Raw genomic sequence first — 13,766 nt, 5'->3', positions numbered from 1 at the left:
AAATCTAAAATTCAGAATTAATTCAGAATTGAGTTGTAAAATTTATCCCTATTTAAAAAATTTATGCTAAAACTAAATCCTGCCAGAAGTAGATATTCAGTATTATACTGTTTTATAATATGGTTTTTAATCGTATCACAAATTCTGAGAATTGCCTTTTGTGTATGGCAATATAACGAAGTTTCATGGAATATGATCGATTTACTGCGTACATTGTTTACCGGTTTATTCTTTGATATTGGTACAATTGCCTTCGTGTCACTCACAGCCGTACTTTACTATACCATTATGCCCAATAGATGGATTGGTTCGGTTTTAGACAAAATACTGATTTATTTTTTCACGGCTTTAACTGTATCTATTCTGGTCTTTACTTTTTTTGCAGAACTCACTTTCTGGGACGAGTTTAAGACCCGTTTTAATTTTATTGCTGTTGATTATTTAATTTATACCCATGAGGTCGTTGCCAATATAGAACAGTCCTACCCGCTTCCGTTACTTGTAGGAGGCGTACTGCTGCTGACATTATTGTTTCTATTTATCTTTTACAAAAGAAAAGCCTTTAGTAATACTTTTAATAGTAAAGCAAGTTTAAAGACAAGACTTTCGGTTTTAGCCGGCTTTGTAGCAGTTGCTTTGTTCTTTGGATCTTTTATTGATAATTATCAGGCAGAATGGTCTGCAAACCGTTACAATTCTGAAATCTCAAAATCAGGGATATATTCCTTTTTTGCAGCCTTTAGAAACAATCAGATGAAATATGCCGATTTTTATACCTCTATTCCTAATGATAAGGCTTTTGGTATTATCAAAAATAAACTTTCAGATCCTAATACAAAATTTACAGCAGAAGGCTATTCTATTCACAGAAGCATAACCGATAGCGTAGCTTCTGCAGAGAAAAAAAATGTCGTCTTTATTTTGGAGGAAAGCCTTAGTGGAAGCTTCCTGAAAGAATTTGGAAACAAGGGAAATATTACTCCTTTTATGGACAGTCTGGCACAGAAAAGTATTTTCTTTAATGACCTTTATGCTACAGGAACCCGAACAGTACGAGGAATGGAAGCTGTAACGCTTTGTATTCCCCCAACTCCCGGACAGTCTATTGTCAAGAGACCGGAAAACAAAAATCTTTATACAGTATGCAGTGTTTTTAAATCAAAAGCTTATGACTGTAATTTCTTTTACGGAGGCGACGGATATTTTGATAATATGAACGCTTATTTTGGAGGTAACGGATTTACCATTTATGACCGTGGACGTGGAAGTGTGCTCAGTGACAAGATTAAAACAACACGAAACAATATCAACGACAGCGAAGTGACTTTTGAGAACGCCTGGGGAATCTGTGATGAAGATATTTTCAATAAAATGCTGAAGGTGGCTGATGATCAGTTTAAAAACAAAAAGCCGTTTTTTAATTTTGTAATGACCACATCCAATCACAGGCCATATACTTATCCGTCAGGAAAAATTGATATTCCATCTGGGACAAGCCGCGAAGGAGCTGTAAAATATACTGATTTTGCTTTGAAAGAACTCTTTAGAAAAGCAAGTCAAAAACCATGGTTTAAAAACACCGTATTTGTTATAATTGCTGATCATTGTGCCAGCAGCGCAGGAAAAGACGAAATTGATGTAGCAAATTACCATATTCCAGCCTTCATTGTAAATTTGCCTGAAGAGTATAATCAAAAAATAAACAAGCAGTGTTCCCAAATTGATCTTTGGCCAACGTTATTTTCTATTTTTCAATGGAATTATGAATCTGATTTCTTTGGAAAGAACGTGCTGGATCCAAATTTTGAAGAGCGCGCCTTAATGGGAACTTACAGAAAATTGGTACTGATGAAAAAAGAAAAAGTCATGATTTTATCGGATCAGAAAAAACAGGCTTTTTACTCCTGGAATAAAGCAGACAACAGTTTGAAATCGCTTCCTATAGATCAGTCGTTCCTCGAAGAAACTATATCCTGGTACCAGACTGCCGATTACCTTTTTACAAATAAACTTCTAAAATAAAAAAATGACTTCTATTCATTTTATCATTAACCCCATCTCAGGCAGCGGGAAACATAATCTGTCTGCTTCTTATCTCATGCAGCATTTTCCTGTCAATGAGTTTAGAATTGAAGTTGATTATACCAATCATAAAAAGCATGCTCTTGAATTAACCCAAGCTGCTGTAAAGCAAAACCCAGATTATATTGTTGCCTGTGGAGGTGACGGCACCATCAATGAAGTAGCCTCCTGTATTGTGGGTACCTCTATCATTCTCGGAGTAATTCCCGTTGGATCTGGTAATGGACTGGCTTCAAATCTAAATATTCCAAGGGATTTTAAAAAAGCTATTGACATTATTAAAAATGGAAAAACAACGGCTATAGATGTTGGAAAAATAAATCAGTTTTACTTTTTTAGCAATATGGGAATTGGTATCGATGCTATGATTATAAAGAAATATGAACGCTCAGGCAACAGAACATTATCGTCTTATGTCAAAGCGGCGCTCTCTTCAAGTTTTCAGTACAAAGCTCAGCCCACAATTGTAACTTTTGAAGAACAACAAATTAAGGTAAATCCCTTTATGCTTTTTATCTCCAATTCAAATGAAATGGGCTACAACATGAGTTTAACGCCAAAAGCAAGTTTAAGTGATGGTATACTGGACATGGTAATTATCCCGGAACTCTCATTTTTTGAAAAACTCATGCTCGGCTTTAATGTGCTTCGAAATACTATAGACAAATTTGAAAAAGCAAAACATAACCAGGTAAAAGAGGTACATATCGAAATGCCTCAGAAGATTTTCATTGATGCGCAGATCGACGGTGAGCAGCGTTATTTAAAAACAAATATCATAGTGGTAGGTGTACTTCCTAAAGGTTTACAGGTCCTGGTTTAATTTTACGGTTGATTTTAGTTCATCTCTGAGTAAGCCCCTAAAAGATCTTACTCAGAGATTTTTTTTGAAACTATCCTGCTAAAATACGGTCCATCTCTAAGACATAGCAATTTTTGTTCACATTGATGTTGATATCAATGCCAATGCTTCCTTCTCCGTAGGGTTGATATTTTTTTAAATTGGAAACCAAAAAAAGTCCAACAACAGGTATATGAACTGCGTTGCCAAATGCATAATTCCGCTGTCTGCTCCAACAAAAATTTCCGTATTGGCTATAACGGCCCCAATTTCACGTATATCTTTACTGTAAAAACTTGTGGCCTTAAACCTGATTTGAGAAACATTTTCAATAGGCAGAATTTCAATAATATTATAATCCCGTTCGTATCTTCTTTGCAAAAGCCCATAAAAATCTGTCCACCATAATTCAGAATAACACTTGTCACCTGTGGCAAAGGTAAATATTGCAATGGTTTTCTTCTGATTATCAAATTTTTTATTAAGAATTTCTCTGCCCTTTTCTATTTCTTCACTGCTTAATTTTAGATCAATCGCTGCTACTGGATTCGAAGTGTTTATTTTGAGTCCAAGAACCTTTAAATAATCCCTAAAATTATAGACTGGATATTTGGCAATATGATCGTAATCATCATTTTTGATCAGGTCTTCCTCTATCGCATCACCATAAAATTTGTAAGCTGCGCTGGAAATTTCTACAGCTGACCTGCCTGATGAGGAGTCCTTATCTACATTTAAAACCATATCATATTTTATCTTTTTAATGGTCATCCATACTTTTAAATAAGCAAAAAGATACCTGAAAGGCTTTTTGGGAAGCACAATAACCTCTCCGATCTGAGGATAATTTTCTAAAATAACAGGCATTAATCCGCCTTTAACAAAAAGATCAATTTGAGCATTTGGAAAAACAGAACTGACTTCTTTTATTAATGGCGTAATTAATAACAAGTTACCCAATCTGCCATTTGGCCTGCAAATGAGTATCCTTTTTATCTGCGCAGGATTCTCCAGTACTTTTGCAGAAGTTTTAGACGTTCCTATGTTTCTGGTAAAAAAGCGCATGACAGTTCTTCGTGCAACATTTATTTTTTTTGAAATTTTCATTCTTTACAATATGGGTTAAATGCTATTTCCATAGCTAGTGGTATTTCGTCTATTGCCAAAAAGTTAAATAGCTTTTGCATCAAAACTGCATTACCATTGCGCCTCCAAACTGTTGTCCGTTGTAAAATGGCATGATCATCGAGGTCGTCTTTTTATTCTTAGAAGGAAAAATATTCTTGGTATAAGGAAAAAGCCAATACGCCGCTTTTGTACTCAATATTCCTATTCCCGCTCCAGCGGCAACATCGGTAAGCCAATGCCTGTTATTATACACCCTGAAAAGTCCTGTTCCAGTAGCAACTATATATCCGCTTATTCCGTACCAAATCGATTGGTCTTTATATTCCTGGTACAGAAATTCTGCTCCGGCAAAAGCATTCGCAGTATGTCCCGAAGGGAATGAGTTATAAGACGTACCATCTGGTCTTTGTACGTGTGTAATGTCTTTTAAGGCAAAAACCGTTGCACTCATCATCAAATATGAAGTCGCTAAAATGATCGATCTGTCTTTTAGATTATTTTTACCCTTTATCCCCATCGCATTAAGTGCATAAACAGAAGCTGCGGGAGCGTATTGCGAGAAATCATCAATAGTGATTTTGTTATCAATATCTTCTGTTACTTCATCTCTAATATTAGTATTAAAGCCCTTTAGCCAATCACTTTCCAGTCCAATTAAACCATAGCCAATCAAAACTCCGGGAATAATTAACTGTTTGTAATTAAATTTTAAATTCGGGACAGTATCTATTACAACAATACTATCTAACACTTTATTTTGTGCCTGAGCAGCAGAAATTCCCAAAAGGAATAATAGAAAAACTTTTCGCATCTTGAAAATATTAGTGATTAATGTGTCCATGTGAATTAACTTTGAATTGTTTTTTCTCATTGTAAATAAGTATGATAATTTGAATTTTTGTAGACAATTGCCAAAAGGCTTGGCAGCACAATTAACAATAAAGGCATAGCAACAATAAATCCCCCTATTACGGCTATAGCCAAAGGCTGATGCAACTCAGAGCCCGTTCCAATGCCAATTGCCAAAGGCATTAAAGCAATAATCGCTCCTATTGCGGTCATTAATTTTGGCCTTAATCGTGTCGAAATCGAATAGATTAAAGACTGATTAATATCGGATGTTATTTTAAAAGTTTCACGGAATTGAAGGAAAGTAAAAATGGCGTTTTCGCTAATAATCCCAACAATCATAATGATTCCGGTATAACTGCCCACATTCAAAGAAACATTGGTTATAAAAAGCAGTAAATAACTTCCTGAAATTCCCAGTACTGAAATGAAAAGAATAATCAAAGCGGCTCTAAAATCCCGGAACAAAAACAGTATAACACCAAAAACCAAAAGTGACGAAGCAATCAAAATCAGTAATAATTCTTTAAAAGCCTGCTGTTGCTCTTTGTAAGCCCCGCCGTATTCGATATAATACCCTTGTGGCAATTTGATGTTCTGATCTATTTTCTGCTGAATTTCATTCATTACACTTCCCAAACCGCTATTATCAAGTCGTGCCGTTACAACGCTCATCATTTGCAGATTTTCTCTTTGTACTTCAGCACTTCCAATTTCAGGCGTAATCTTAACTAAATTCGAAAGCGGAATTGATTGCCCTCCCGGAAGAAATACCTGCAATTGTTTGATTTGGTCCAAAGTTCTTTTTTCGGAGTTTTTATAAATCAAACGAATCGCAGTGGTTTGCTCCTGTTCTAATAAAGTACCAATAACATTTCCTTCAAGCTGTGTCTGCATCTGAAACTGTAAATCGGCTGGAGTGATGCCATATTGAGCAAGCAAAGTATAATTGGGTTCAATATTAACACTTGGTCCCGCCAGAACAATACCGTCAAAAACGTCCGCAGTTCCTTTGGTTTTTTCGACCAATGCACTTACGCTTTTTGCAATTTTACTGAGTTTCTGTTGGTTATTTCCATAAATTTTAACTTCAACAGGAGAAACAGAACTCATCAAATCACCAAGCATATCACCTATTACCTGTCCAAAATCAATACGCAAAGCAGGCTGACTGTTTTCGACTTTTGCTCTTATATCATCAATTACATCATTGGTCGTTCCGGATCTGTCTTTTTTTAGTTGAATCAGATAATCTCCCGTATTGGGTTCTGTAATAAAAAAACCCATTTGCGTTCCCGTTCTTCGGCTATACGCTTCGACATCGGGGTTTTTGATGATTATTTTTTCTACCTCACGCAGTATTCTGTCCGTTTCTTCAAGAGAAGTTCCCGGTGGAGATTCATAATCCAACACAATACTTCCTTCGTCCATTTCCGGTAAAAAACCCGTTTCAAGATTGGGCAGAATCAGAAAAATAGATCCTATCAGCAACAAACAAAAACCAATGCTCAAAGCTGGTCTTTGAATAAAAAACGAAACCCATTTTTGTTCTTTTACTTCGTGAATTGGATGTTGTTTTTTCTCAACCGTTTTTCCTTTTTTAGAAAGCATCAGATAAATAACCGGAAGTAATAACCACGTTACCAGAAAAGAACAGATTAAAGTGATAATCATGGTATCTGTCAGGACTTTAAAATACGAACCTGCTACTCCGCTCATGAGCACAAACGGTACAAAAATTACAATGGTGCTAATGGACGAACCCAGCATTGCCGGAAATAAATAATCAATGGCTTTTTGCAACAAAGTGGTTACGGGTTCATCCGGATGTTCTTCGTGCGTGCGATGAATTTGTTCTACAACAACAATTGCATCGTCTATAATTAATCCCAAAGCTGCTGCAATTGCGCCAAGAGTCATAATATTAAAAGTCTGTCCTGAAAAATACAGTACAATAAGTGTCAAACCTAAAGTCACCGGAATCGTGATTAAAATAGTGGCACTTGCTTTTACTGATTTTAGAAAAAGAACTGCAATAATAATTGCCAGAAACAATCCGATAAGAAGACTGTCTGTAACGCTTTTTACGGCGTCATTAACAAAATTCGCCTGCTCATAAAACGGTTTTATCGTAATGTCTTTAGGCAAAATCTTTTTAAGTTCCTGCATCTTTAGATTCATTGCATCAGACATCACAATTAGATTGGCGTCGGGCTGTTTCATCACCGCAATCAGGATGCTTTCTTTTCCGTTTGCATTGACTTTGATATACACTTTTGCCTCTCTGATTTCGACCAGACAAATGTCGCTTAACCTTACAATACCTTTACTGTTGTTGCGGACAACCAGATTTTCAAGTTCATCTTTCTTGTCCAATTGTGCATCGGTAACCGTTAAATACAAATGGTGATAATCTGCCAGATAACCATTTGATTTTATAAAATTAGTTTCGCTCATTACCTGCGTTACCATTGCCGGAGTAATGCCGTAAGCGCTCATTTTTTGATAGTCTAATGAAAGCCAGTATTCTTTTTCCTTTCCTCCTACAATCCTAATCTCGCTTGTACCCTGAATTTGAGATAAAAATGGTTTTATGGTATAAGTAGCGATCTTTTTTAAATCTACCGCAGATCTATCTTTGCTGTCAATGGCATAACCAATAACCGGAAGTATCGACGGATTCATCTTTTCGACCGTAACCTGCAAATCCGGCGGAAGATCATTTTTAATTTGATTGATCTGCGCTTCGATTCGGGTTTTGCTCAAATCAATATCTGATTGCCAGTCCATAAATGCCGAGATCTCGCAGCTTCCTCTACTTGTGGTGCTTCTTACGGTTTCTAATCCCTGTACTTTTTTAATGGCACTTTCCAGAGGTTTGGTAACGGTAATCATCATTTTGTCTACAGGTTGATGACCGGCATCTGCAATGATTTTTATTTTCGGAAATGTAATTTCAGGAAATAATCCGGTCTGCATTTTGGAGTACGAAAAAATCCCTCCCAGAATAATCAGGAAGATAATTGTACTTAATCCGTTTTTATGTCGGGCAAAAAAAGGCAGCATACTAGCTTATTTATTTGTGATTTTTATTTTGATGGTATCTCCAACGCCATAATTTCCGGTAAGCAAAATTTGATCTGACGGGTTTAATTTTGGCGACAAAATCTCGATTTTGTTCAACGATTCAATTCCTTTTTTTATCGGAATTTTCACCGCATGATCTTTCCCTGTAACTTTCATAATCCAGAAATCCGTTTGTGTTTCATCACTCAAAACTGCTTCTTTAGGCAGACTGATTGTTTTACTTTCAGTAGTTTTATCGATTCTGACTTTTACAATTAAATTCTCCGGAATATTTGAGTTTTGAAGCGTTTTCAAAATAACATTCTGCGTTTGCGATGCCGGATCAACAGTTGGCATGTATTTTTGAACTTTTGTTTTAATAATCGTTCCGTCAGGTAAATACACGTTTAGTACTTCGTTGACTTTTACATATCTTTTCAGTTCGTATGGAAGACTCAGCACAATCGAAAAGCTCGCCGCATCATTTATAATTGCCAGCGCATCACCTTCCTGAACATAATCGCCTTTTTGCACATTAACTGCTGTAACATATCCGTCACATGTTGCTCTTAAGTTTATGGCACCGCCAAAATTGAGACTGCGATCGAGTTTATTAATCGTATTTCCAAGTACTTTTGCCTCACGGGTTTTAAGAGAAAAAAGTAGCTGATTCTTTCTAACAAAATCATTAGATACTGCATTCACAACATCCAGATAACCGGTTGTATTGGCTTTAATCGTGTTTTTAATCAAATAGGTTGTTGTGGCATTCACGTCAATAAAACTCTCGATTGCTGCAGTATCAATATGCGTTACAGTTACCGGAACACTTACTTCTGCAGGAGTTTCCTGCGGAACTGTTTTGTTGCAGGAACCCAAAGAAATCATCAGGATTAGTAAGGGTATTACGACTGTATAGCTCTTTTTATTCATTCGATTTCCAGTAATTAATTTCATTAATAATCTGTAGTTTATTAACTGTATTTTGTGCCATTGCGTCCTGAATCGAAATAATGTTACTAAGCGCAATAATATATTCTGTGATTTGTGCGTCTCCGGTAACCAATAGTTTTTTGTTTGCCTCTATAAGCGTTTCGGCTACAGAAAGCTGTGATTGCAGCATTATATTGGTTTCTGCACTTTGATTAAATTTCTGATTGAGCAATAAAAGCTGTTGGTCGTATTGCCTTTTAAAATTCTTATTGTAACTGTCAATTGTAGCCAGCGCCATACTGTTTTTTTGATGCTGAAGACTTCTCTGATTTCCATCATAAATAGGAATACTCAAACCTAAACCCACGCTAAAACCAAAATTTTTATAGCCCTGATAAATAAAACTCGAATTATATCCGGCATCTCCCAAAAGAGATAATGCAGGTTTGTAAGTGTTATCGATAAGCTTATCTGAATTTTTTATTTTTAAGCTGTCAATTTCAAATTGCTTGAAAAAAATACTGTTCTCTTGCTGATTTAATTTAATCGTTAAATCGGGTGTTTTAAGTTTTACAAAAGTGGTGTCTTTTTCTCCCGTAAGATAATTTAGCAAAGCCAAATCGTTCTGATATTGCTGTTTGAGCTGCAAGGCGGCTAATTCCTGTTGTTTGACCGTTGCGTTAAAAATGAGATAATCTGTTTGTTTGTAAATAGAATTTCGGGCAAGTTTTTTCAGAATCACTTCTTCTTCTTTCAAAAGTGAGGTGATTTTGTTGTTGTATTCCATTTGGGTTTCGGTACCAAAAGCGGCAATATATTGTGCGATAATGCTTTTGTCTAAATCCTTAACGGCTATTTTTTTATTGACGATCAATGCATCTTTAATCAGCTTAAAAGAATCTGCCTGCGAATTGAGCTGATTTTTACTCAATATCCTTTTATTGACACCAACCAATGCCGAAACCATTTGTCCGTTACTCAAAGCCGTATCATAACCATACCCATTAATTACAGGTGCATAATTAGCGTTTAAATTTCCAGCAACCTGAGTTTTATAGGCGGCTCGATTGAGCAGACTATCAAGCGTCGAAATCTTAATCTGGTTTTGATAATCAGCCAATAAAGGAGAATTTGTTCGGGCTTTTTGTATAAAATAGCCCAAATCTTTCTCCTGAGAAAAAGATCTGAAACCAATCAAAACAAGTATGAAAAAAAAATACCTTTTCATTTCTATAGATTTCAAGAATTACAGCGAATTATTTTACTACCAAAACCTTAAAAGAATTTGGTACAATTGGCGCACGCGGATGAGGATTTTCTGTGGTTGCTTCCGGAGTTTTTCCAAATTCAGCCGTTGGCATATATAGTGTTCCCGTAGTTTTACTCATCGTAATGGTTCGGGCACCTTTTACAGTAGCAACAGTTTCTAAAACCGCATAACTGTCTTTGTCTTTTTGTTTGATTACGGTCAAAGTTCCTTCTCCGTTAGAGCTGAAAATCAACTTTCGTTTGGCATCAAAAAATACACCGTCAGAACCATCGCCAATTGGTACAGTTGTAACCACTTTTCCGGTAATGGCATTTGTGACTACCAACATTGAGTTTCCGCAAACGCTAAAAAGTCTGTCATTTGCAGTATCAAAAGCCAATCCCGAAGGTTCGTCTCCCGGACTGATATCAAAAGTATTTACGACTTCTAATTTGTTGGCATCAATAACTTTTATCTGATTTTTGTCTTCAATATTTACATAAACCAAACCTTTTGCATTGGTCGCAGAAAATTCAGGTTTTCCGTCAAGCGGAATTGTTTTTACAATCTTATTGCTAACAGCGTCCAGAACTGTTGCGTCGCTGCTTTTGGCGTTATAAACAAATACTTTCTTTGAAAATTTATCATACAAAACAGCATCAGGTTTGATGCCTTGAATTGCCACTTTTTCGATCAATTCAAAAGTGGTCAAATTAACGATTGTAACCGCATTATCAGCTCCGTCGGTTATAAAAGCTTTGTTGAGATCATTGGCAATCGCAATACCATGAACACCTTTTGTATCAAGGATTGTTGCAATTGTTTTATCGGTTTTCAGATCGATAACATTCACTACATTTCCGTGGGAAACAAATAATCTTTGTGCCGGTTCATCTACAGATAAATAGTCCCAGCCCAGATCGCCGGCGACTTTAATTTCTTTGGATAATTTAAGATTTTGCGCCATCAAAAGCGGAGCCAGCAGAAGGAACGAAACAACAGATAAACACTTCATAATTAACGAATTAAAATCTAATCAAAGTTGAAGATCAATCCTGAATTAATTCTGAATTGCTCCTTAAGCAATGCTTAATATTACATTAATTAATACTATGTTTTGTATTAAATCGTAGGTTCTTGTGGCTCACCATGATTATCTGATTCGCCTTTTTTGAATTCCAGTTTTCCGAATTTGTAGTTAAATGAAATTCCAAAAGACTGCACCGGAATATCTTTAACATTTACCTGATGAAAACTTTCGCCATAACTGGTCGATCTTTGGCTCAGGTATTTATTAAACGGATTTGCCATTGTAATTCCAACGCTTGGGTTCTGTCGCATCTGTCAGAATCAAATATAAGAATTTAAGTCATTTAAAAATTAGCTCGCCAATTTACAGAATGATTTAAACATAGATGTGCCTGGTCTAATCATCTGATTCTTTCTAAGCATATGCACAACTTCAATTCCACTCAATGTTCGTCTTGCTGATTCAAAGCTTTTAAAGCCTAATCCGTTTTGTATGCGACACTTGATAAAACGATGATCTTGTTCTACAATATTGTTAAGATATTTACATTGCCGAATTTTAATCTTTGAGAACGAACGCTTGTTATAGACTTTGATCGCTGCAGTATTAGAACCGCTTTTATCAATGTTTATTACTCTTGGCCGGCAATTATTATTAATTGCTTTAATTAGAAAAGACTGAGCGCTCATTCGTTGTCTTTTTCTGGTCAAAAGAAAGTCAACCGTATTACCTAATTTATCTACCGCTCGATATAAATAACACCATATACCTTTTACTTTGATATAGGTTTCATCCAATCTCCAGCTCGTCCCTACTCTGCCTTTTCTCTTCTTCATTTCTAACTCGATGAAAGGTGTAAACTTATAGACCCAGCGTTGAATAGTAGCATGATCAACATGAACTCCGCGCATTTTCATGATCTCTTCAACATCCCGATAACTAAGTGTAAATCTTAGTTTGAAATATACTGCCTGAAGAATAATAGATTTTGGATAGCTATGACCTGTGGTATTCATTTTTTTTTAGTTTTAAAATTCCAAAGATAAAAGCTATTCCCAAATGCGACAGAACCTTGGAACTAAATTAAGCAATGTTTTCAGATTTGCTAAATCATCCCAAATAAAAAACTAGCTTCCAATTAAGCCTATTGCTCAAATCTGTTGTAACTGTTAGCAACTGTTTTTATTTTTCAGCTGTTTGGTTTCGTTTATGTTGTCCAATTCTGGCGTTGCGCTAACTCTTGACAAAAAATGAATAGTTTCAGTTGTTTTTAACTTCTTTGTAGCCAACGCAATTCCACAAATTAGCCCAATTATTGAAATTATAATTCCTAAAATTAATCCGGCTAAATTTTGAAAATTGAAATAAACAATGCATCCAATTCCCAAACCTAACAAAGTTGGCGAAATCACAATTTGAAACCAACCAATCAATTCCGTTATTTTCTCAAGTATTTTGAACATTTTATTTTTCCTTTTCAAGAACCATTTCTAATTCTAATTTAGCACCCAAACCCTCTGATTCGCAAATAACACTTTCATTTCCAACTTTAATTATTTTGACATTTATTTTTTGTCCCACAATTGAATGATTTTCGGAATCATTCAATTGTGTGTACGTTAAAATATATTCGCAATCTGACACCCAATTTATTGAAGCTCGAAGTTCAATTTTATCAACTTTGTTAGTTTCTATTTGTTCAGTTTCATTTCGCAATACTTTCCAATTTTTGTAAAGAGGATTGGTATACTTGAATTTACCCACTTTATAATCAGAACATTTTTTTTCTTGTGAATAAGTATTAAGATTAATGAGAAGGAATATTAACAAAAGAGCCTCTTTCATATAAGCGTTTTTAAATAGTTGCTAATGTTCTGGTACTGTTGCGCGGGTTTTAGACTAAATTAAGACCTATTCTCGGATTTGCCAAATCATCCCAATACAAGACCAACTTTCCATTGAGCCTATTGCCCAAATACGTTTTAGCTGTTGGCAGTATTTTTATTTTTCCGCTTCACTGAGAAATCTTTTCCATTTTTGTTCTTCTAAAATATATGAATATTGATAACCACAGTCATAAATTCTTACTTTGCCTTTAAATTCTGTAGTGTCAACGTAAAACAAACCAAACTCTTTATTATCATATAAAAGTGATATTGAATAGTTTGAAATTGGACAACAACAATAGCCTGTTTTTTTTGCATTTTCAAAAATGCTTTTGAAACTGTCTATTTTTTCTTTAGAAACCTTAAATATTTTCTTTGGGTTCGATTCTGTGCTCGTTATTTGTTTCTCAACAGTTGAATCATAAAGCTTAACAACTATTTGATCACTTTCTGCTACAAGTTCATTAAACGGTAAGCTATTTAAATTTTCATATTTTCCATGATTACAACTTGATATAATGATTAATGCAAGAAATAATTGTATAATTTTTTCCATAGAAGTATTTTGTGGAGTAAGTGTTCAAACTACTGCCAACTTATTTATATGTGTCACAAAACCACACAAACACATCCACATTTAGGTAGATATGTGTGATAAATTTCACACATTATTCATTTTCAAATATATAATTTTTCCACTAC

At 35.2% G+C, this 13,766-nt stretch carries 13 protein-coding genes; 2 read left to right on the top strand and 11 right to left on the bottom strand.

What is annotated here, in order from left to right:
- Positions 1 to 63 precede the first annotated feature (63 nt).
- Complete coding sequence (locus IRZ78_RS15680; protein WP_194617435.1) at positions 64 to 2,022, top strand: LTA synthase family protein; 1,959 nt, start codon at positions 64 to 66, stop codon at positions 2,020 to 2,022.
- Between the two features lie 4 nt (positions 2,023 to 2,026).
- Positions 2,027 to 2,905, top strand: coding sequence for a diacylglycerol kinase family protein (locus IRZ78_RS15675; protein ID WP_194617434.1), 879 nt, complete (start codon positions 2,027 to 2,029; stop codon positions 2,903 to 2,905).
- A 174-nt stretch (positions 2,906 to 3,079) separates the two neighbouring features.
- Here IRZ78_RS15675 and IRZ78_RS15670 read toward each other — a convergent pair whose 3' ends face one another.
- The 11 genes from IRZ78_RS15670 to IRZ78_RS15620 all read right to left on the bottom strand — a co-directional run bounded on the left by IRZ78_RS15670 (position 3,080) and on the right by IRZ78_RS15620 (position 13,620).
- The gene (locus IRZ78_RS15670) at positions 3,080 to 4,030 is read right to left on the bottom strand and encodes a lipopolysaccharide heptosyltransferase family protein (RefSeq protein WP_228520495.1); all 951 of its coding nucleotides are present in this window, start codon (positions 4,028 to 4,030) and stop codon (positions 3,080 to 3,082) included.
- 79 nt (positions 4,031 to 4,109) lie between these two features.
- On the bottom strand, positions 4,110 to 4,892 hold the full coding sequence (locus IRZ78_RS15665) for a phosphatase PAP2 family protein (RefSeq protein ID WP_228520494.1): 783 nt from the start codon (positions 4,890 to 4,892) through the stop codon (positions 4,110 to 4,112).
- Positions 4,893 to 4,918: 26 nt separating this feature from the next.
- Positions 4,919 to 7,966 (bottom strand): efflux RND transporter permease subunit, encoded by a 3,048-nt coding sequence (locus IRZ78_RS15660; protein ID WP_194617433.1) that lies wholly within the window; start codon positions 7,964 to 7,966, stop codon positions 4,919 to 4,921.
- 6 nt (positions 7,967 to 7,972) lie between these two features.
- A complete protein-coding gene (locus IRZ78_RS15655; RefSeq protein ID WP_194617432.1) occupies positions 7,973 to 8,923 on the bottom strand; it encodes an efflux RND transporter periplasmic adaptor subunit in 951 nt (316 codons plus the stop codon).
- Complete coding sequence (locus tag IRZ78_RS15650; protein WP_194617431.1) at positions 8,892 to 10,127, bottom strand: TolC family protein; 1,236 nt, start codon at positions 10,125 to 10,127, stop codon at positions 8,892 to 8,894. The genes IRZ78_RS15655 and IRZ78_RS15650 overlap by 32 nt, the downstream gene beginning before the upstream one ends.
- A 28-nt stretch (positions 10,128 to 10,155) precedes the next feature.
- On the bottom strand, positions 10,156 to 11,163 hold the full coding sequence (locus IRZ78_RS15645; protein ID WP_194617430.1) for a YncE family protein: 1,008 nt from the start codon (positions 11,161 to 11,163) through the stop codon (positions 10,156 to 10,158).
- A 107-nt stretch (positions 11,164 to 11,270) separates the two neighbouring features.
- Positions 11,271 to 11,489, bottom strand: a complete 219-nt coding sequence (locus IRZ78_RS15640; protein WP_194617429.1) for a hypothetical protein — start codon at positions 11,487 to 11,489, stop codon at positions 11,271 to 11,273.
- A 39-nt stretch (positions 11,490 to 11,528) separates the two neighbouring features.
- Positions 11,529 to 12,194 (bottom strand): IS6 family transposase, encoded by a 666-nt coding sequence (locus IRZ78_RS15635; protein ID WP_194617428.1) that lies wholly within the window; start codon positions 12,192 to 12,194, stop codon positions 11,529 to 11,531.
- A gap of 153 nt (positions 12,195 to 12,347) precedes the next feature.
- Positions 12,348 to 12,641, bottom strand: coding sequence for a hypothetical protein (locus IRZ78_RS15630; protein ID WP_194617427.1), 294 nt, complete (start codon positions 12,639 to 12,641; stop codon positions 12,348 to 12,350).
- A gap of 1 nt (position 12,642) precedes the next feature.
- Positions 12,643 to 13,023 (bottom strand): hypothetical protein, encoded by a 381-nt coding sequence (locus IRZ78_RS15625; protein ID WP_194617426.1) that lies wholly within the window; start codon positions 13,021 to 13,023, stop codon positions 12,643 to 12,645.
- A 156-nt stretch (positions 13,024 to 13,179) separates the two neighbouring features.
- Entirely contained in the window at positions 13,180 to 13,620 is a 441-nt protein-coding gene (locus IRZ78_RS15620) for a hypothetical protein (protein ID WP_194617425.1), read from the bottom strand.
- Positions 13,621 to 13,766 lie beyond the last annotated feature (146 nt).

It is taken from the genome of Flavobacterium sp. CSZ (genome assembly GCF_015350725.1).
Taxonomy (GTDB): Bacteria; Bacteroidota; Bacteroidia; order Flavobacteriales; family Flavobacteriaceae; genus Flavobacterium.
Note: the sequence above shows the minus strand (reverse complement) of the source record. Positions and strands in the feature narration are given on the sequence as shown.

What these genes read in the sequence shown, in the direction of transcription:
- IRZ78_RS15680 (WP_194617435.1), top strand. Translation starts at nt 64, where the DNA reads ATGCTAAAACTAAATCCTGCCAGAAGTAGATATTCAGTATTATACTGT.
- IRZ78_RS15620 (WP_194617425.1), bottom strand. Translation starts at nt 13,620, where the DNA reads ATGGAAAAAATTATACAATTATTTCTTGCATTAATCATTATATCAAGT.
- IRZ78_RS15640 (WP_194617429.1), bottom strand. Translation starts at nt 11,489, where the DNA reads ATGCGACAGAACCCAAGCGTTGGAATTACAATGGCAAATCCGTTTAAT.
- IRZ78_RS15630 (WP_194617427.1), bottom strand. Translation starts at nt 12,641, where the DNA reads ATGTTCAAAATACTTGAGAAAATAACGGAATTGATTGGTTGGTTTCAA.
- IRZ78_RS15665 (WP_228520494.1), bottom strand. Translation starts at nt 4,892, where the DNA reads ATGGACACATTAATCACTAATATTTTCAAGATGCGAAAAGTTTTTCTA.
- IRZ78_RS15675 (WP_194617434.1), top strand. Translation starts at nt 2,027, where the DNA reads ATGACTTCTATTCATTTTATCATTAACCCCATCTCAGGCAGCGGGAAA.
- IRZ78_RS15660 (WP_194617433.1), bottom strand. Translation starts at nt 7,966, where the DNA reads ATGCTGCCTTTTTTTGCCCGACATAAAAACGGATTAAGTACAATTATC.
- IRZ78_RS15625 (WP_194617426.1), bottom strand. Translation starts at nt 13,023, where the DNA reads ATGAAAGAGGCTCTTTTGTTAATATTCCTTCTCATTAATCTTAATACT.
- IRZ78_RS15645 (WP_194617430.1), bottom strand. Translation starts at nt 11,163, where the DNA reads ATGAAGTGTTTATCTGTTGTTTCGTTCCTTCTGCTGGCTCCGCTTTTG.
- IRZ78_RS15635 (WP_194617428.1), bottom strand. Translation starts at nt 12,194, where the DNA reads ATGAATACCACAGGTCATAGCTATCCAAAATCTATTATTCTTCAGGCA.
- IRZ78_RS15655 (WP_194617432.1), bottom strand. Translation starts at nt 8,923, where the DNA reads ATGAAATTAATTACTGGAAATCGAATGAATAAAAAGAGCTATACAGTC.
- IRZ78_RS15670 (WP_228520495.1), bottom strand. Translation starts at nt 4,030, where the DNA reads ATGAAAATTTCAAAAAAAATAAATGTTGCACGAAGAACTGTCATGCGC.
- IRZ78_RS15650 (WP_194617431.1), bottom strand. Translation starts at nt 10,127, where the DNA reads ATGAAAAGGTATTTTTTTTTCATACTTGTTTTGATTGGTTTCAGATCT.